The following is a 16,673-nucleotide window of genomic DNA, read 5'->3' as shown; positions in this document are numbered from 1 at the left end:
TTGTATGGAATGCCTGAATGTCGACCCTCACTGCGACACCCGCCGCTGCAACCACCACGCCCCAGATAAGCCCGCTGGTCATGCGCGTGCTCGGCGCCTGTGCCCTGGCGCACCTGATCAATGACTTGATCCAGGCCGTGCTGCCGTCGATCTACCCGATGCTCAAGGCCAACTATGGCCTGACGTTTACCCAGGTCGGCCTGATCACCCTGACCTTCCAACTGACCGCTTCCCTGCTGCAACCGTGGATCGGCTACCACACCGACCGTCACCCCAAGCCCTGGCTGTTGCCGGCGGGCATGGTCTGCACCTTGATCGGCATCCTGATGCTGGCATTCGTCGGCAGCTTCCCCGCGATCCTGCTGGCAGCGGCGCTGGTGGGGGTCGGCTCGTCGACGTTTCATCCGGAAACGTCCCGCGTGGCACGCCTGGCCTCCGGCGGCCGCTACGGTTTGGCGCAATCGACCTTCCAGGTCGGCGGCAACACCGGCAGCGCCTTCGGCCCGTTGCTGGCGGCGGCCATCATCATTCCCTACGGCCAGTCCCATATCGCCTGGTTCGGCCTGTTCGCGGTGTTCGCAATCGGGGTGCTGTACGGCTTGAGCCGCTGGTACCGCCACCACCTCAACCTGTTCAAGCTCAAGCAAGGCGGCCAGGCGACCCACGGCTTGTCCAAAGGCCGCGTGACCTTTGCCCTGGTGGTACTGGCGCTGCTGGTGTTCTCCAAATACTGGTACATGACCAGCCTGACCAGCTACTTCACGTTCTACCTGATCGAAAAATTCCAGCTGTCGGTCGCCAGCTCCCAGATGTACCTGTTCCTGTTCCTCGGCGCGGTGGCCGTGGGCACCTTCGCCGGCGGACCGATCGGCGACCGGATCGGGCGCAAGAAAGTCATCTGGTTCTCGATTCTCGGCGCCGCGCCGTTCACCCTCGCCCTGCCCTACGTCGACCTGTTCTGGACCGCCGTACTCAGCGTGGTCATCGGCTTTATCATCGCCTCGGCGTTCTCGGCCATCGTGGTGTTCGCCCAGGAACTGGTGCCGGGCAATGTCGGCATGATCGCCGGGATATTCTTCGGCCTGATGTTCGGTTTCAGCGGGATTGGCGCAGCATTGCTGGGCTTGCTCGCGGATCACCATGGCATCGAATACGTCTACAAAATCTGCTCGTTCCTGCCGCTGGCGGGCATCCTGACGATCTTTTTGCCTTCGACCAAAGGCGTCTGATCAATAGGGGCGGGCCAACCCGCCCCCCTCTGCGTCCCGTTCTAGAAGTCGTAATTGACCGTTACACTCCTCCCCGTCTTCACCGACTCCAACGCGCAATCCGCCAGATGCAATGCATACAGCCCATCACGCACGCTGGTGGGCAACTCACAGTCGTTGTTCAGTGCGTCGATAAACTGCGTCAGTTCATTGCGATAGGCATCCGCATAGCGCTCAAGGAAAAAGTGCTGCAGTGGCTCCAGCGCCTCGGTGTGTTCGGTGCTCCAATGGCGAAGCGTGCTTGCGCGATGATTGTCGGTGAGCAGCACGCCGTGGGCACCTGATATCTCCACGCGTTGGTCATAGCCGTACACCGCCTGACGGCAACAGTTAATATGGCATTGCTTGCCCGAGGCGGTGCGCAGCAACACCATCACGCTGTCGTAATCGTCGATCTGCTCCAGGCTGGGGTCCACCAGGCGGCTGGCGAAGGCGCTGACCTGCACCGGCTCCTCGCCGAGTAAATGCCGGGCGGTGTCAAAGTCATGGATGGTCATGTCGCGCAGAATGCCGCCGGAATGCTTCAGGTAGTCACGCGACGCCAGGCCGGGATCGCGGCTGGTAATAATCACCTGACGCACCGCTCCGATCCGCCCGGCATCCAGGGCCTCGCGCAGGCGCAGCATGTCGGGATCGAAGCGCCGATTGAAACCGAGCATGACCTTGCCGCCCCGGCGTTCAACCGTTTGCGCGGCGCTGCGGGCCTTAGCGATGTCGAGGTCGATGGGTTTTTCGCAGAGAACCGCCTTGCCTTCGGCGACCGCCGCCAGCAACAGATCGATATGGGTATCGGTGGGAGTACCAATCACTACGGCGTCGATGTCTGTACGAGTCAGTACGGCGGCGCAGTCGTACGCCGCCTCGCAACCCAGTTGCGCGCTGAGTGCGTCGACCCCTTCGCGCCAGGGATCGGCCACCAGCACCAGGGTGGCGTTGGGATGGCCGGCGACATTGGCCGCGTGGATCCTGGCGATGCGCCCGGCACCTAAAACAGCGATACGTAGCATGGTCGAACTCCTGATGTTGTTGTGGGACTTCTCAGTCCGGCAGGTTGAACGGTGTCACGATCTGCACCTGAGAAGGCGCAATCGGCCCGGTCTTCCAGAGCCGGTGGTATTGGAGGATGTGCAGGAACACATGCCGCGCATCGATCTGCAGGTTGTGGTCGATGATCGCGGCGACTTTTTCCTCGAGCAGCAACTGGCGGTTCTCCTCGTCCAAGTCATGGCCGATAAACACTTCCAATGGGCGGCCGAGCTCAGCGAACGCATCGACGATCGCACGATTGCCGCCACCGACGCTGTAGACCGCCTTGAGCTCGGGATACTGGTGCAGCGCATGGGTGACGCGTTCGAAGGTGCGTTCATACACGCCATAGCCGCCGCTGATATCCAGCACCCTCAGGTGCGCGGCACGCCCGCGCAGCCAGGCGCGAAACCCCATCTCACGTTCTTCTTCGCCACGGAACAACTCGCTGCCGATCACCACCGCCACTTCCTGGGGCTGCGCCGGCAGCCAGCGCGACATCAGGTACGCGGCAGTCTGGCCGGCTGTGCGGTTATCCATGCCCACATAGCCAACGCGCTCGCTTTGCGGCAGATCCGTGACCAGGGTCACCACCGGAATGCCTGCAGCAATCAGTTGCTTGACTGCCTGGTTTACCGCCGGTTCATCGGCTGCCTTGAGCACGACCCCTTGGCTACCGGTGCCGAGGCAGCGCAGCAGTTGATCGTGCATGGCCTGGGGCTCGATCTCTTCGAAAAGGTGAAAACGGGGCGCGATGCGAAACGGCGCCAAGCTGGCCAATTGAGCGGTGACTGCTGCCTGCACCGCCGCGCTGAACCGCTGCGGAGTGTGCATGATCACGTCGACATGGAAGGTACGCCCCACCGCCAGGCCGTTCTTTTCCTGGGACTCCAACTCCGCCAGCGCTTGTTCGATGCGCCGGGTGGTTTGCGCATGCACGCTGCCGCGTTGGTGCAACACACGATCAACCGTGGCCTTGCTGACCCCGGCCTGGGTCGCCAGTTGCTTGATGGAGAAATGTTTGGCGCGTTCAAGCATACAGATTCCATGAGGTTTTTTTGAGGTTATTTTTAGGCATTACTGAGGTAATGCAATGCTAGTCTCAGTTTTGTCCGACGTCGAGCCGTGCAATGAACAACAACAAAACATCAGGAGTTTCCAATGCCCCACACCGATCTCGCCACCTCATTCAGCGGTCAGTTTTTTGTCGTCACCGGCAGCACTCAAGGCCTCGGTGCGGCGGTGGCCCACACCCTGGCACGCCGGGGGGCAGCCGGGTTGATCATCTGCGGGCGCCGTCGCTCCCAGGGCGAAGAACAGGTGCAGCAATTGGCGCAGCTCGATTGTCAGGCCTATTTTGTCGAAGCGGACCTGGAAAACGTCGAGGATTGCCGCGCGGTCATCGATGCGGCGCGCACGCATTTCGGCACCTTGCATGGGCTGGTCAACTGCGCCGGGATGTCAGACCGCGGCACCATTCTCGACACGTCGCCGCAACTGTTTGAGCGCCTGTTTGCAGTGAATGTGCGCGCACCGTTCTTTCTGATGCAGGAAGCGTTGAAATTGATGATCAGCCAGGGCGTGGAAGGCGCCGTGGTGAATATCCAGAGCGTCACCGGGCATGGCGGCCAATCGTTCCTGAGTGCCTATGCCGCGTCCAAGGGTGCATTGGCGATCTTGACCAAGAACGTCGCGTTCAGCGCCTTACGCAATCGCATTCGCGTGAATGGTTTGAACATCGGCTGGATGGATACGCCTCACGAAGATCAAATCCAGCGCCAGTACCACGGCGCACAGGAGGGTTGGTTGGCACAGGCGGAAGCCGCGCAACCGTTTGGACGGCTGCTCAAGCCGGAGGAAGTGGCACAAAGCGTGGCGTTTTTGCTGTCCTGCGAGTCGGGAATGATGACCGGTGCGGTGATCGACCTGGAGCAAGGCGTGGTCGGTTGCACCGACAGCAGCACTCCACAACCGCATCAGGCCTTGAGCCTGCCGGGAGGTGCGTGATGCCTGCCTTTGTGCGCGGCGACGCCGTAAGCCTGGCGGATTTCAGCCGGATTTGCACGCAGCGGGCCAGTGCCGATGAGTATCCGCTGTGCACTGAAGTCTTGCGCAATGTGCCCATCTATCAAGCCCGGACCTTGCGCAACAGCGACCGCCTCAGCGTGATGAATGAACTGCACCGGGTGTTCCTCGATGGTCCTGGGGTGATGGTGGTACGCGGGGGCTACGAGGATCTGGACGTGGTGGATCGCCATAGCCAGGTATTTGCGACGATCTTCGCCAACGAGGCCGCCCAAGGCGTCGCGGCGGATCACTTCGCCAAGGCCGGCAGCAATGGGCGTATCTGGAATGTGTTGCAGAAAGCCGCGCTGCAGTCTCCCGAATCGTTTGTCGAGTATTACGCCAACCCATTGCTGGGATTGATTGCCGAGTCTTGGTTGGGTCCGGGCTTTCAGGTCACCGCCCAGGTTAACGTAGTGCACCCAGGCGGCCAGGCGCAGCAGCCGCATCGCGATTACCATCTGGGTTTTCAGACCGACGCTGAGGTCGAGCGATTTCCACTGCCGTTGCATGTACTGTCCCAATACCTGACCCTGCAAGGCGCCGTCGCCCATTCGGACATGCCGCTGGAAACCGGCCCTACACAGTTACTGCCGTTCTCCCAGCAATATGCATTGGGTTACCTGGCCTGGCGCCGCACTGATTTTATCGATTATTTCCAACAGCATGCCGTGCAGTTGCCGCTGAACAAAGGCGACCTGTTGTTCTTTAACCCGGCGCTGTTTCATGCCGCCGGCACCAACCGTACGCCAGACCGTCAGCGCATGGCCAATCTGTTGCAGATTTCCTCGGCGTTCGGCAAGCCGATGGAAGCCACCGATCGCGAGCGCATGATGCTGGCGATCTACCCGGTGCTGCTGGCCAATCCAGCCCTGGATGCTCAGGCTGTGATCGCCTGTACCGCCGACGGCTACTCCTTTCCCACCAACCTTGACACCGACCCACCCTTGCTAGGTCTGGCCCCGCAAACAGGGCAACAGTTGATGCTGCAAGCCTTGGACGAACGATGGCAATACTCGGATTTCGCCGCCGCCGTGTCACGCATGCGGGACAAGCGCCAGGCATGAATCGCTTTAACAACAACAAAAAAAGTGGAGCAACATCATGAGAAAACGACTCCTGACGGCACTCTTTACTCTTGTCGTTACGCCTTGGGCCTTGGCCGATGTGCGTATCGGCGTGAGCATCGCCCAGGTCGACGACGTATTCCTGGCACAGATGCGCGACTACATGGCGGCCCACGCCAAGGAGCTTTCCGGCGTAACCCTGCAATTTGAAGACGCCCAGGGCGACGTGGTGCGCCAGCTCAATCAGGTGCAGAACTTCACCGCCCAAGGCATGGACGCAATTATTGTCAACGCGGTGGACACGGCGGCCACGCAAAAAATCACGCTCAACGCCCAGCAGGCCAAGACTCCTCTGGTGTACGTCAACCGCCGCCCCGAGTTCAAGGAGGTGCCGCCGGGAGTGGGCTATGTCGGCTCGGATGAAATCAAGGCCGGGGAAATCCAGATGCGCTATCTGGCGGAAAAAATGGGCGGCAAAGGCAACTTGGCGATCATGCTCGGGCTACTGTCCAACAACGCCACCTACAATCGCACACTGGGCGTGAAGGCCGTGCTCAAGGATTACCCCGATATCAAGATCGTTGAGGAGCAAAGCGCTGAGTGGCAACGCAGCAAGGCGATCGACCTGATGAATAACTGGATTGTATCCGGGCGCAAGATTGACGCGGTGGCCGCCAATGCCGATGAGATGGCCATCGGCGCGGCCATGGCGATCAGCCAGGCGGGCATGCGGCCGGGCAAGGACATTCTGGTAGCGGGCAGCGACGGCGGTGCGGCAGGGCTGGAGGCAGTGAAAAAAGGCCAGCTGCTGGTCACGGTGTATCAGGACAACAAGGGCCAGGCAGTGGGTTCCATCGACCTGGCGCTGAAGATGGTCAAACATGAGCCGTACACGGCTGAACTGACGATTCCTTATCAGCAGATCACCAAGGACAACTACCAGGCGTTTCTCAACCCTTGATGATGCCACCCACCGTGGCGAGTGAGCAGGCTCGCTCGCCACGGGAGCATGGGTCAACCCTGGTTCGATGGGCTACGGGAGAACCCATTGACGACGATATACAATAACGGCCCCACCGACACGAAGACCGCCGTCAACAGGAAATAGGGGATCAACGACGCCACGGAGCGCCCTCGCCCGCGCGCGTCCCGGTACATCCACACACACGCCAGGATCGCCATCAGGTACAGGTCGATCACCACCTGCGCGGTGTCCGGCCGCGACATCAGTTCCTGGCCGAACGCAATGAGCGATTGCTCGGCCGTCAGCATCGTCGCCACGGTATACAACGAAAAGCCGAGCAAAGCGGCCAGGGCGATGTAGGGTTTAGGCATGTTCTCCTCCTTGGAGTGCAATGTGGATGATCAGGCCGCTTACCTTAGCAGTAAGCTGGCACTGGTAAATATCTGTACGTAGACTGCCGTCATACCCTCACTTGAAGACGGCGAAAAAACGTAATGCAAGTTACCGAAGTCTCCATTGCCCAATTGCGCGCTGCGCTTGAATCCGGCCACACCACTGCCGTTGAACTGGTGCGCGCCTACCTGGCGCGGATCGAAGCCTATGACGGCCCGCAGACCGCTACCGCGCTGAATGCTGTGGTGGTGCGCAATCCCGACGCCTTGAAGGAAGCCCAAGCGTCCGATGCACGCCGGGCGCAAGGCCAGACCCTGGGGCCGCTGGATGGCATTCCCTATACCGCCAAGGACAGTTACCTGGTCAAGGGCCTCACCGCCGCGTCCGGCAGCCCGGCGTTTGCCAGGCTGGTCGCCCAACGCGATGCGTTCACCATCGAGCGCCTGCGCGCCGGCGGCGCCATCTGCCTGGGCAAGACCAATATGCCGCCCATGGCCAACGGCGGCATGCAGCGCGGTGTCTATGGCCGTGCCGAGAGCCCGTACAACGAAGCCTACCTCACTGCACCGTTCGCCTCGGGCTCGTCCAATGGCGCCGGCACGGCGACGGCGGCAAGCTTCGCCGCGTTTGGCCTGGCTGAAGAAACCTGGTCGAGCGGTCGCGGCCCGGCCTCCAACAACGGCTTGTGTGCGTATACGCCTTCGCGCGGGGTGATTTCGGTGCGCGGCAACTGGCCGCTGACCCCGACCATGGACGTGGTGGTGCCCTATGCGCGCACCATGGCGGACCTGCTGGAAGTGCTCGACGTGGTGGTCGCCGATGACCCGGAAACCCGTGGCGACCTGTGGCGCCTGCAACCCTGGGTGCCGATTCCCAGCGTCAGCTCGGTACGTCCGGCGTCTTATGCCGAACTCGCAGAAGGCAAAACGGCCCTCGCAGGCAAACGCTTCGGTGTGCCGCGCATGTACATCAACGCCGACCCCGAGGCCGGCACCAGCGAAAAACCGGGGATCGGCGGGCCGACCGGGCAGAAAATCCACACCCGCGCCTCGGTGATCGAGCTGTGGCAGGCCGCGCGCCAGGCTCTGGAAGCCGCCGGCGCGGAAGTCATCGAGGTGGATTTCCCCTTGGTGTCCAATTGCGAAGGCGACCGCCCCGGCGCGCCGACAGTGTTCACCCGTGGCCTGGTGTCCAGGCAGTTTCTGCACGATGAGTTGTGGGAACTGTCGGCCTGGGCCTTTGATGATTTCCTGCGCGCCAACGGCGACCCGGCCTTGAACCGCCTGGCGGATGTCGATGGCCCGAAAATCTTCCCCCACGACCCCGGCACCCTGCCCAACCGCGAAGACGACCTGGCCGCCGGCATGGACGAATACGTGCGCATGGCCCAGCGCGGCATCACGCCGTGGAACGAGATCGACACATTGCCTGACGGCTTGCGCGGTCTTGAGCAAACCCGTCGCCTGGACCTGGAGGACTGGATGGACACCCTGCGCCTCGACGCGGTGCTTTTCCCGACTGTGGCGGATGTCGGCCCGGCCGACGCCGATGTCAACGAAGCCTCGGCCGATATCGCCTGGAGCAATGGCGTGTGGGTGGCCAATGGCAACCTTGCCATTCGCCACCTCGGCGTGCCTACGGTCACCGTCCCGATGGGGGTGATGGCGGACATTGGCATGCCGGTCGGGCTGACGTTTGCCGGGCGGGCCTATGATGATTCGGCGCTGTTGCGCTTTGCCGCCGGGTTTGAAGCCACTGGCAGCAAACGCGTAATTCCGCCGCGGACACCGCCGCTGTAGGCCGATTAGTTGTCGTGTTCCGAGGTTCAAATGTGGGAGGGGGCTTGCCCCCGATGACGACCTCTGGGCTGGCCAGTATCCTGGATCAGACCGAGTACATATCCGTTATTTAGGTCACGGCCACTTAGGGTTCCGCTTTTACAGCGGCTCACTTTTGAAAAGCGCAAAAGTAAGCAAAACGCTCTTGCCCCACCACTCGGCACCTCGCTTAGGCTCGGTGTGCCCTCACTACGGCCAGCGTGGTTTAACGGGGCGCCTGAGATCAAGATCAAAAGCGGCTCGCTGCGCATCGTGGTTACGGGTGGGGGCGGCTGCTTTGTGTAGGAGCGAGCTTGCTCGCGAAAAACGCACAGGCGCCGCGTTGATTCAGGAAGCACGCGGTATCGTTGACGTTTTTCGCGAGCAAGCTCGCTCCTACAGACAGCGGTGTACGATTTTGCTGTATTCACCTCAAGCAGTGCGACGCTGCCACTCGTCCACCACATCGCCCAGTGTCTTGGGCGCGCCGTTGCGTATCCAGGCCATGAATGGACGGTTGAACTTGAACGCCGGGCCGCAGTGTTCAAGCATGAAGCGGCGCACGTTCTGGGTATTCCTGTAGCTCGGGGTTACGGGTGTGGCGCGGGTGATGACGCCACTGTGCCAGTCAAATTCCATTTTATGCCTCGCGGATGGGGATGCCGGTCACCAACATAACCTCAAAGGAGGTCGGATCTGAGCGAAATTTCACTTTCCTTCTCCCTTGCAATTAATGCATGGTTGTACGACGACAGACCTCATCGTCTCTACGCCCACAAAAATAAGGAAACACCCATGCCCAACGTCAAAGTGCTGATCGCTTTTCTGTGCCTGTTCTCCAGCTACGTCATAGCCGCGCCGGCACCTGCCGAGAAGGAGGTGGCCCAGGCAGTCGATCAACTGACCCAGGCCATGTTGCACCTGGATCTCAAGCAACTTCACGCGTTGACCTCGGACACCCTCACCTACGGTCATTCCAGCGGCAAAGTGCAGAACAAGGCGCAGTTCATCGCTGATCTGGAAACCCACACCAGCGCGTTCAAGACCCTGGAAATGCAAAACCAGACCATCACCCTGAACGGCGACACTGCACTGGTGCGCAACCACTTTCATGCCCTGGCGGTGAACAGTGGTGTGGAAGTGCCGACCGATATCGACAATTTCCAGGTCTGGCAGAAGCAGCACGGCAAATGGCTGCTGATCGGTCGCCAGGCTTATAAATACTGACCAATGCCGGTGAGCCGTTCAGCCACGGCTCACCATTGCACCACCTTGCGCACGGTCATCAATGCCTGGCGTAACGCCATCATCGACACCGACCCCAGGGCCAGGCGCAGCGCATGGGGTACATGGGCGGAGACGGCAAAGGGTTCAGCGGTGGATACGCAGATGCCCTCGCGCTGCAAGCTCATGGCCACCTGGTCGGCGCGGGTGTCTTCGGTCAGCGGTAGCCACAGGAAATACGACGAAGGATGGCTGATGCAGGTCAACCCCGTGAGCACCTGCGCCGCCAGGCGTTGCCGTGCCTGGGCATCCTCGCGTTTTTGCGCCTCCAGCCGCGCGACGGTGCCATCTTCGATCCAGGCCACGGCGATCGCGCTCATCACTCCCGGTACGTTCCAGGTGGTTGCCATCAGGCTGCGCTCCAGGCGCTTGACCCACGCCAGGGGCGCCGCGACAAAACCCACGCGCAAGCCAGTGGCGACGCTCTTGGAAAACCCACCCACGTACACCGTGCGCTCAGGCGCCAGCGTCGCCAGCGGCGGCGGTGCGTGTTCGGCGAGAAACGCGTAGGCGGCGTCCTCGATGATCATCAGTTGATGCTGTCGGGCGATCGCCACCAGGCGCTCGCGCTGGGCCAGGCTCATCACCCAGCCCAGCGGGTTATGCATGGTCGGCATGCTGTAGACCGCGCGCACCGGGCGCTTGCGGCACAGGGCCTGCAAGTGATCCAGGTCCGGGCCGGTGGCGCCGGCCGGGATTGCGACGATTTCCAGGTGCAGGGTTTCGGCCAGCACTTTCAAACCCGAATAGGTCAACGCGTCGACGGCAATCACGTCGCCGGGTTTGAGCAGCGCCATCATCGTCACTGCCAGGCCATGCTGGGCCCCGCTGACGAGCAATACCTGCTCTGCCTGCGCTGCCAGCCCGCGATCCACCAGGTGCCGCGCGACCACCGCGCGCTCATGCAGGCGGCCGGCATGGGGTTGATAACGCAACAGCGCTTCAAGGTCGCCGGACAACGCCAGTTGGCGCAGGGCGTTGCGCAGCAAGTCCGCTTGGCCGGGCAATGACGGGTAGTTGAAATTCAGGTCGAGCATGCCGGTCGCCACAGGCATCTGCCCGCTGCCCTGCCCCGGCGGCAACGCTATCTCGCGCACAAAGGTGCCACGCCCGGTCTCCCCACTGACCAGTCCCATCGCCTCCAACTCGCTGTACACCCGGCTCGCCGTCGCCAGCGCCAGCCCATGGTCGGCGGCGAGTTGACGGTGGGTGGGCAGGCGTGTGCCGGGTGGCATCTTCCCAGAACGAATGGCCTCGGCGAACGTATCGACCAAGGATTTGTAGCGCGCACGCGGCATAGTCGCTGTATCCATGACAATTTTTTGATTGCTCCAATCTTCGTCCCTAGGATGGCGCCTACGCAACTTTCCTTTTTCGGACATCGCCATGCAACGCACCTCCCTGTTCGACAGCCTGGACACCCGCACCCAGGGCTGGATCAACGGTTTTATCGGCGTGGTGATTTTCAGCGGCTCATTGCCGGCCACGCGCCTGGCGGTGATGGAGTTCGACCCGGTGTTCCTGACCATGGTCCGCGCGACACTCGCGGCCATCCTGGGCATGTGCCTGCTGCGGTTGCTCAGGGAAAAACGCCCCACCCGCCAACAATGGGCGCCCTTGGCCATCGTCGCGCTCGGCGTGGTGATCGGGTTTCCGCTGCTGACCGCGCTCGCGCTGCAATACGTGACCTCGGCGCACTCGATTGTGTTTATCGGTCTGCTGCCACTGGCAACGGCCCTTTTCGCTGTACTGCGCGGCGGTGAGCGGCCAGGGCGGGTGTTCTGGTTGTTTTCGCTGCTGGGCAGTGCGCTGGTGGTGTGTTACGCCTTCGCCCAGGGCCTGAGCGCCGCGCCCGCCGGAGATGTGCTGATGCTGTTGGCGGTGCTGGTCTGCGGCCTGGGCTATGCCGAAGGCGCCACGCTGTCACGCAGCCTCGGCGGCTGGCAGGTGATTTGCTGGGCCCTGGTGGCGGCGCTGCCCATCGTCGCGCCGTTGAGCCTGCTGCTGGCACCCGCCTCGTTCACCGGCATCAGCCTGCCGGCCTGGCTGAGCCTGGGTTACGTAGCATTGTTCAGCATGTTGATCGGCTTTGTGTTCTGGTATCGCGGCCTGGCCCAGGCAGGCATCGCCGCGGTCGGCCAGTTGCAGCTGCTGCAACCGTTCTTCGGCCTGGCCCTGGCGGCGGGCCTGCTGCATGAGCAGGTGAGCCTGGGGATGCTGCTGGTCACGGTGGCGGTGATCGGTTGCGTGGCCGGAGCCAAAAGGTTCGCACGCTAGCGCGACGGCCCAAGGCCTGCTAAACAGAAGTGTCGTCCCCCGCCCTATTGCCAATCGAGGACTGCAACGATGACGCGTCTCACCGCCAAAGACTTTGCGCCCGAACTGCTGGAACTCTACGACGGCTACGCCCACGGCACGCTTAACCGCCGCGAATTTCTCGACCGCGCCGCACTGTTTACCCTGGGTGGCCTGACCGCCTCGGCCCTGCTCGCAGCCCTGAGCCCCAACTATGCGCTGGCCGAGCAGGTGAAATTCACCGATCCCGACATCGTCGCCGACTACATCACCTACCCGTCAGCCAAGGGTAACGGCACGGTGCGCGGCTATCTGGTGCGGCCGGCCAAGGCCGTCGGCAAGTTACCTGCGGTGGTGGTGGTGCATGAAAACCGTGGCCTGAACCCGTATATCGAAGACGTCGCGCGGCGCCTGGCCAAGGCCGGCTTTATCGCCCTGGCGCCGGATGGCCTGACCTCGGTGGGCGGCTACCCCGGTAACGATGAAAAAGGCGTGGCCCTGCAGCAGACCGTCGACCCGACCAAGCTGATGAACGACTTCTTCGCCGCCATCGAGTGGCTGATGCACCACGACAGCAGCACCGGCAAAGTCGGCGTCACCGGCTTCTGTTATGGCGGCGGCGTGACCAACGCAGCGGCAGTGGCCTACCCGGAGCTGGGCGCGGCCGTGTCGTTCTATGGACGCCAGCCCGAGGCCAGGGACGTGCCGCGCATCAAGGCGCCGATCATGCTGCATTACGGTGAGCTGGATGCGCGCATCAATGAAGGTTGGCCGGCCTACGAGCAGGCGCTGAAAGCCGCAGGCACGACCTACGAGGCGTATATCTACAAGGGCGCCAACCACGGTTTTCATAATGATTCGACGCCACGTTATGACGAGGCGGCGGCGAACCTGGCCTGGGAACGCACCCTGGGGTGGTTTCGCCAATACCTGGTCTAGTGTTCCAGGGCGTACCGGCGGCAGTGGTCGAGGTAGCCCTGCTCATGGCTGCCCACCAACTGCACCACGCTGGTCCAGAGCCACGACGGCGCATCCAGCTGACGCGAGCGATTTTCCTGCAACACGGCCATCCACGCCTTGCGCGTGGCTCGGTCCATCTGGCGGGCGTGGGCCACACCGACAACGCGGGCCAGGTAACCGGCGGCATGCATGGCGTCGATTTCACTCAATTGATCCAGCTCCAGCTTCATGTCCTGGGGCAACAGTTCGCGGATGAAAAAACCGTGGTCCAGGAACCGTGTCGCCAGCATGCGCCCGCCCAATCCGGGCGACAACTGACGAGCGCCCTCCACCACCCGGCGCGCATTGTCGCGCGGCATTTTGGCGCGGGCCGCCCGTGGAGCGGCAGCGCCCACAGCTTCCTTGATATCGATCAGGCAATATTCCCGATCGTCTTTGTCACCTACCCCAAGCAATGCGGCATAGCGCAGTAAGCCGAGCGAACTGCAGCCCTTGACCCAATAGGCCGAGTCCAGCAATTCGACGTTGGCGTCCTTGGGTCGCCCCTTCAACGACGTCACCAGTTGCTGGATGTCATCGGAGGCGCAGACCGCCGCCAACGCGCTTTTTTCCGCACGCGACAGCGACCAGAAGTGCTTGCCCAGGGGAATGGTAGGGCGCACCGCGTCCATGCGTTCCCGGGCCAGGTTCTTCCAGGTGCGCTCGACCGCGCTGCGCATCCCGGCCTTGACTTGAGAAGGCCGTGGCGGTGCCTCATCGGGCTTATCCTTGAACGCCTGCGCATAGCCCACCATCATTTCTTCGAGCATGCGCGCAGTGGTGACACCGGGCAAATCGGACCCGCGCGCGGCGGTCGCCAACGAAAGCGACAGGCGGACCAGGTCGTGCGCGGGGTTGCCGATCACGGTCTGGTCGAGATCGCGGATGTGCATGTCGATGCGCCCATTGTTGTCGCCGGTCGGGCCGAGGTTGCCGGCATGGCAGTCCCCGCAGATCCAGATCGCCGGCCCATGGGGCAGACGGCGACCTGACTGACTGTGCAGCCACTCGTAAAATTGCACCGTACTGCCACGCACATAGGCGTGGGCCGACCGGGCCATTTTCAAGTTACGCAGTTGGGTAAGGTGAGGCATGCGAGCTGACGGACGCGGAATTTTCATGAATTGACTCATGTGCGGGGCTACGGTAGAGGATCGGCCCGCGAAAATGTTTCATTTTGTTTCAATGATATGGCTCAGGGCTCTACTACAAGTGTTCCCAGCCACTGCTTGAACGCCAGCATGGCCGAGGTTTCGGCCCGTGACTGCAGGCGCGTCAGCCAGTAACTGCCGGTGCTGATCTGCACCTCGAAGGGCTGGCGAATCACATCGCGCTCCAGTTGCCGCGAAAACATCAGCGCCGGCGCCAGTGCCACGCCGACGCCCTGCAACGCCGCATCCATCATTGCCAACGACGAATCGAACACAATGCTGCGCGGCAATAAAGTGTCTGCGGGTAACCCGGCGGCCTGGAACCACAGGCTCCATTCATCGGCGCGATAGGAGCGCAGCAACGTGTGTTTCAACAGGTCGGCCGGGGTGTGCAACTGTTCGGCAAGGTGCGGCACGCAGAGCACGCTGAGCGGTGCTTCCAGCAGTTGGCAGGCGTCGGTGCCGTGCCAGGCGCCGGACCCGAAACGGATCGCGTAATCCAGTCCTTCGGCGGCAACATCGACGCGGTTGTTGTGCGTGGACAGGCGCAGATCGATAAACGGGTAGCGGCTTTGGAAGTCCGGCAGGCGCGCCAACAGCCAGCCCACCGCAAAGGTCCCGACGGCGCCGACCGTCAGCACCTCGCGGTAATGCCCGGCCTCGAACTGTCCCAGCGTATGGGCAATGCGGTCGAACGATTCGCGCAGCACCGGCAGCAGGGTTTCGCCTTCGCTCGTGAGCATCAGCCCGCGCGGCAGGCGTTTGAACAGGGTGACATTGAGCTGCGCTTCCAGGCTTTTAACCTGGTGGCTGACCGCCGCCTGGGTCACACATAACTCGATGGCAGCCCGGGTGAAGCTCAGGTGCCGGGCGGATGCCTCGAAAGCGCGCAGGGCATTGAGGGGTAAATGGGAGCGCAGCATGCTTGACCCTATTTTTTCTAATGGCTCGTGCAAGATATCATCGTTTGTACCGGTTCCCGGTAACGCCTAGATTGGCGACGCCCGCGCAGGCCCCCGGCATTCGTCAACCCGTTACATGGAAGCGAAAATAACATGCACGAAAAATCCTGTTTTAGCGTACGAAACCTCCTGATTTTCTGGTTATTGCTGGTCTCCGGCCCTTGCATGGCCGATGCTGAGCTGCGCAATGTGGTCGACAGCCATGTGAAACCGCTCATGCAGCAGCAGCACATTACCGGACTGGCGGTGGCCGTGGTCAGGAACGGTCAGGCGCAATACTTTAACTACGGCGTAGCGTCCAGGGAGAGCCAGCAACCCGTCACTCAAGACACGCTGTTCGAAGTCGGCTCGGTGACCAAGACCTTCACCGCCACGCTCGGCGGCTATGCCCTGGCCAGCGGCAAGCTGAAGCTGTCGGACAGCGCCAGCGAGCACTGGGCCGAACTGGCCGGCAGTGCATTCGACCGCATCAGCCTGTTGCAACTGGCGACCTACACAGCAGGCGGCCTGCCGTTGCAATTCCCGCCGGCGGCTGACAGCGCCGCGACCATGCTCGGTTACTACACCCACTGGCAACCCGGTTACAGCCCCGGTACACAGCGTCTCTACTCCAATCCGAGCATAGGCCTGTTCGGCTACCTCGCGGCCAGAAGCCTGGGCCAGCCGTTCAACGTCGCCATGGAACAGACGCTGCTCCCGGCGCTGGGCCTGAAAAACACCCATATCAACGTGCCCGCCGACCAGCTCGGCCGCTATGCCCAAGGCTACGACAAACAGGAAAAGCCGGTGCGCGTGGGCGCCGGGGCCCTGGACAGCGAAGCCTACGGTATCAAGACCAGCGCCCAGGACCTGGCGGGCTACATGATGCTGAACATGCACCCCGAGACCTTGAGCAAGCCACTGCAACAGGCGATCGCCACCACCCACACCGGTTACTACACGGTCGGCGACATGACCCAGGGCCTGGGCTGGGAACGCTACCCCTACCCCATCACCGTGCAAGCGTTGATCGACGGCAACTCAACGCCGATGGCGATGGAGCCGCACCGGGTCAACTGGCTGAAACCGGCCCAGGCGCAACCCGGCAACGTGCTGTACAACAAGACCGGTTCTACCAGTGGCTTCGGCGCCTACGTGGCCTATGTGCCCAGCAGGGACATCGGCGTGGTGATCCTGGCGAACAGGAACTACCCGAATGCCGAGCGGGTGAAAGTAGCCCATGCGATCTTGAGTGCGATTGATCACTGACGCCTGGCACAAAACCTGTACGAATGGGGTTGGGTAGCCCGATAAAAATCTTGCAATAGTCAAAGCGGGAACGTGCTTTCGGAAATCGACGACGGATCAGCACTGCCGCACGTACGAAACGTGCGGCAGCTAAGT

16 protein-coding genes are annotated in these 16,673 nt (G+C 62.1%); 9 read left to right on the top strand and 7 right to left on the bottom strand.

All coding sequences use genetic code 11. The annotated features are described in order from the left end of the window. Positions 1 to 17 precede the first annotated feature (17 nt). Complete coding sequence (locus tag BFP89_RS09890; protein ID WP_065885307.1) at positions 18 to 1,229, top strand: MFS transporter; 1,212 nt, start codon at positions 18 to 20, stop codon at positions 1,227 to 1,229. Between the two features lie 41 nt (positions 1,230 to 1,270). Here the strand turns inward: BFP89_RS09890 and iolG are convergent, their stop codons facing one another. Next, entirely contained in the window at positions 1,271 to 2,275 is a 1,005-nt protein-coding gene (gene iolG, locus BFP89_RS09885) for an inositol 2-dehydrogenase (RefSeq protein ID WP_065885306.1), read from the bottom strand. Positions 2,276 to 2,306: 31 nt separating this feature from the next. Next, positions 2,307 to 3,332, bottom strand: a complete 1,026-nt coding sequence (locus BFP89_RS09880; RefSeq protein ID WP_065885305.1) for a LacI family DNA-binding transcriptional regulator — start codon at positions 3,330 to 3,332, stop codon at positions 2,307 to 2,309. 123 nt (positions 3,333 to 3,455) lie between these two features. Here BFP89_RS09880 and BFP89_RS09875 point away from each other — a divergent pair, with 123 nt between their 5' ends. The 3 genes from BFP89_RS09875 to BFP89_RS09865 are packed head-to-tail and all read left to right on the top strand — an operon-like array spanning position 3,456 to position 6,386. Then, positions 3,456 to 4,301: an SDR family oxidoreductase gene (locus tag BFP89_RS09875; protein WP_065885304.1), complete on the top strand. Its 846-nt coding sequence runs from the start codon at positions 3,456 to 3,458 to the stop codon at positions 4,299 to 4,301. Then, on the top strand, positions 4,301 to 5,425 hold the full coding sequence (locus BFP89_RS09870) for a phytanoyl-CoA dioxygenase family protein (protein WP_065885303.1): 1,125 nt from the start codon (positions 4,301 to 4,303) through the stop codon (positions 5,423 to 5,425). The genes BFP89_RS09875 and BFP89_RS09870 overlap by 1 nt, the downstream gene beginning before the upstream one ends. 37 nt (positions 5,426 to 5,462) lie before the next feature. Further along, positions 5,463 to 6,386, top strand: coding sequence for a sugar ABC transporter substrate-binding protein (locus BFP89_RS09865; protein ID WP_065885302.1), 924 nt, complete (start codon positions 5,463 to 5,465; stop codon positions 6,384 to 6,386). A gap of 53 nt (positions 6,387 to 6,439) precedes the next feature. Here the strand turns inward: BFP89_RS09865 and BFP89_RS09860 are convergent, their stop codons facing one another. Next, the gene (locus BFP89_RS09860) at positions 6,440 to 6,760 is read right to left on the bottom strand and encodes a DUF2834 domain-containing protein (protein WP_065885301.1); all 321 of its coding nucleotides are present in this window, start codon (positions 6,758 to 6,760) and stop codon (positions 6,440 to 6,442) included. Positions 6,761 to 6,883: 123 nt separating this feature from the next. Between BFP89_RS09860 and BFP89_RS09855 the strand changes: the two genes are divergently transcribed. Beyond that, the gene (locus BFP89_RS09855; protein WP_065885300.1) at positions 6,884 to 8,581 is read left to right on the top strand and encodes an amidase; all 1,698 of its coding nucleotides are present in this window, start codon (positions 6,884 to 6,886) and stop codon (positions 8,579 to 8,581) included. A 450-nt stretch (positions 8,582 to 9,031) separates the two neighbouring features. On the opposite strand, the gene BFP89_RS09850 is transcribed toward BFP89_RS09855, so the two are convergent. Further along, entirely contained in the window at positions 9,032 to 9,238 is a 207-nt protein-coding gene (locus BFP89_RS09850) for a DUF6434 domain-containing protein (RefSeq protein WP_065885299.1), read from the bottom strand. A 156-nt stretch (positions 9,239 to 9,394) separates the two neighbouring features. Between BFP89_RS09850 and BFP89_RS09845 the strand changes: the two genes are divergently transcribed. Next, positions 9,395 to 9,826 carry a nuclear transport factor 2 family protein gene (locus BFP89_RS09845; RefSeq protein WP_065885298.1) on the top strand — a complete coding sequence of 144 codons (432 nt, stop codon included), beginning with the start codon at positions 9,395 to 9,397 and terminating at the stop codon, positions 9,824 to 9,826. 29 nt (positions 9,827 to 9,855) lie between these two features. On the opposite strand, the gene BFP89_RS09840 is transcribed toward BFP89_RS09845, so the two are convergent. Continuing rightward, entirely contained in the window at positions 9,856 to 11,181 is a 1,326-nt protein-coding gene (locus BFP89_RS09840; protein WP_065885297.1) for an aminotransferase-like domain-containing protein, read from the bottom strand. Positions 11,182 to 11,269: 88 nt separating this feature from the next. Here BFP89_RS09840 and BFP89_RS09835 point away from each other — a divergent pair, with 88 nt between their 5' ends. Beyond that, the gene (locus BFP89_RS09835; RefSeq protein WP_065885296.1) at positions 11,270 to 12,160 is read left to right on the top strand and encodes a DMT family transporter; all 891 of its coding nucleotides are present in this window, start codon (positions 11,270 to 11,272) and stop codon (positions 12,158 to 12,160) included. A 69-nt stretch (positions 12,161 to 12,229) separates the two neighbouring features. Continuing rightward, positions 12,230 to 13,117 carry a YghX family hydrolase gene (gene yghX / locus BFP89_RS09830; protein ID WP_065885295.1) on the top strand — a complete coding sequence of 296 codons (888 nt, stop codon included), beginning with the start codon at positions 12,230 to 12,232 and terminating at the stop codon, positions 13,115 to 13,117. Here the strand turns inward: yghX and BFP89_RS09825 are convergent. Together BFP89_RS09825 and BFP89_RS09820 are read right to left on the bottom strand one after the other, a co-directional pair. Continuing rightward, positions 13,114 to 14,298, bottom strand: coding sequence for a DUF2252 family protein (locus tag BFP89_RS09825; RefSeq protein ID WP_065885294.1), 1,185 nt, complete (start codon positions 14,296 to 14,298; stop codon positions 13,114 to 13,116). The two genes, yghX and BFP89_RS09825, sit on opposite strands and share 4 nt — an antisense overlap. 74 nt (positions 14,299 to 14,372) lie before the next feature. Continuing rightward, positions 14,373 to 15,251 (bottom strand): LysR family transcriptional regulator, encoded by an 879-nt coding sequence (locus BFP89_RS09820; RefSeq protein WP_065885293.1) that lies wholly within the window; start codon positions 15,249 to 15,251, stop codon positions 14,373 to 14,375. Between the two features lie 132 nt (positions 15,252 to 15,383). Between BFP89_RS09820 and ampC the strand changes: the two genes are divergently transcribed. Next, positions 15,384 to 16,538: a class C beta-lactamase gene (gene ampC / locus BFP89_RS09815; RefSeq protein WP_065885292.1), complete on the top strand. Its 1,155-nt coding sequence runs from the start codon at positions 15,384 to 15,386 to the stop codon at positions 16,536 to 16,538. The last annotated feature ends 135 nt before the right edge of the window (positions 16,539 to 16,673 follow it).

Origin of the sequence: Pseudomonas sp. 31 R 17 (assembly GCF_900004915.1) — a bacterium.
Taxonomy (GTDB): Bacteria; Pseudomonadota; Gammaproteobacteria; order Pseudomonadales; family Pseudomonadaceae; genus Aquipseudomonas; species Aquipseudomonas orientalis_A.
Note: the sequence above shows the minus strand (reverse complement) of the source record. Positions and strands in the feature narration are given on the sequence as shown.

Coding starts and splice junctions, on each gene's coding strand:
- yghX (WP_065885295.1), top strand. CDS start 12,230: ATGACGCGTCTCACCGCCAAAGACTTTGCGCCCGAACTGCTGGAACTC.
- BFP89_RS09875 (WP_065885304.1), top strand. CDS start 3,456: ATGCCCCACACCGATCTCGCCACCTCATTCAGCGGTCAGTTTTTTGTC.
- BFP89_RS09880 (WP_065885305.1), bottom strand. CDS start 3,332: ATGCTTGAACGCGCCAAACATTTCTCCATCAAGCAACTGGCGACCCAG.
- BFP89_RS09825 (WP_065885294.1), bottom strand. CDS start 14,298: ATGAAAATTCCGCGTCCGTCAGCTCGCATGCCTCACCTTACCCAACTG.
- BFP89_RS09845 (WP_065885298.1), top strand. CDS start 9,395: ATGCCCAACGTCAAAGTGCTGATCGCTTTTCTGTGCCTGTTCTCCAGC.
- BFP89_RS09835 (WP_065885296.1), top strand. CDS start 11,270: ATGCAACGCACCTCCCTGTTCGACAGCCTGGACACCCGCACCCAGGGC.
- BFP89_RS09850 (WP_065885299.1), bottom strand. CDS start 9,238: ATGGAATTTGACTGGCACAGTGGCGTCATCACCCGCGCCACACCCGTA.
- BFP89_RS09890 (WP_065885307.1), top strand. CDS start 18: ATGTCGACCCTCACTGCGACACCCGCCGCTGCAACCACCACGCCCCAG.
- iolG (WP_065885306.1), bottom strand. CDS start 2,275: ATGCTACGTATCGCTGTTTTAGGTGCCGGGCGCATCGCCAGGATCCAC.
- BFP89_RS09855 (WP_065885300.1), top strand. CDS start 6,884: ATGCAAGTTACCGAAGTCTCCATTGCCCAATTGCGCGCTGCGCTTGAA.
- BFP89_RS09865 (WP_065885302.1), top strand. CDS start 5,463: ATGAGAAAACGACTCCTGACGGCACTCTTTACTCTTGTCGTTACGCCT.
- BFP89_RS09840 (WP_065885297.1), bottom strand. CDS start 11,181: ATGCCGCGTGCGCGCTACAAATCCTTGGTCGATACGTTCGCCGAGGCC.
- ampC (WP_065885292.1), top strand. CDS start 15,384: ATGCACGAAAAATCCTGTTTTAGCGTACGAAACCTCCTGATTTTCTGG.
- BFP89_RS09870 (WP_065885303.1), top strand. CDS start 4,301: ATGCCTGCCTTTGTGCGCGGCGACGCCGTAAGCCTGGCGGATTTCAGC.
- BFP89_RS09820 (WP_065885293.1), bottom strand. CDS start 15,251: ATGCTGCGCTCCCATTTACCCCTCAATGCCCTGCGCGCTTTCGAGGCA.
- BFP89_RS09860 (WP_065885301.1), bottom strand. CDS start 6,760: ATGCCTAAACCCTACATCGCCCTGGCCGCTTTGCTCGGCTTTTCGTTG.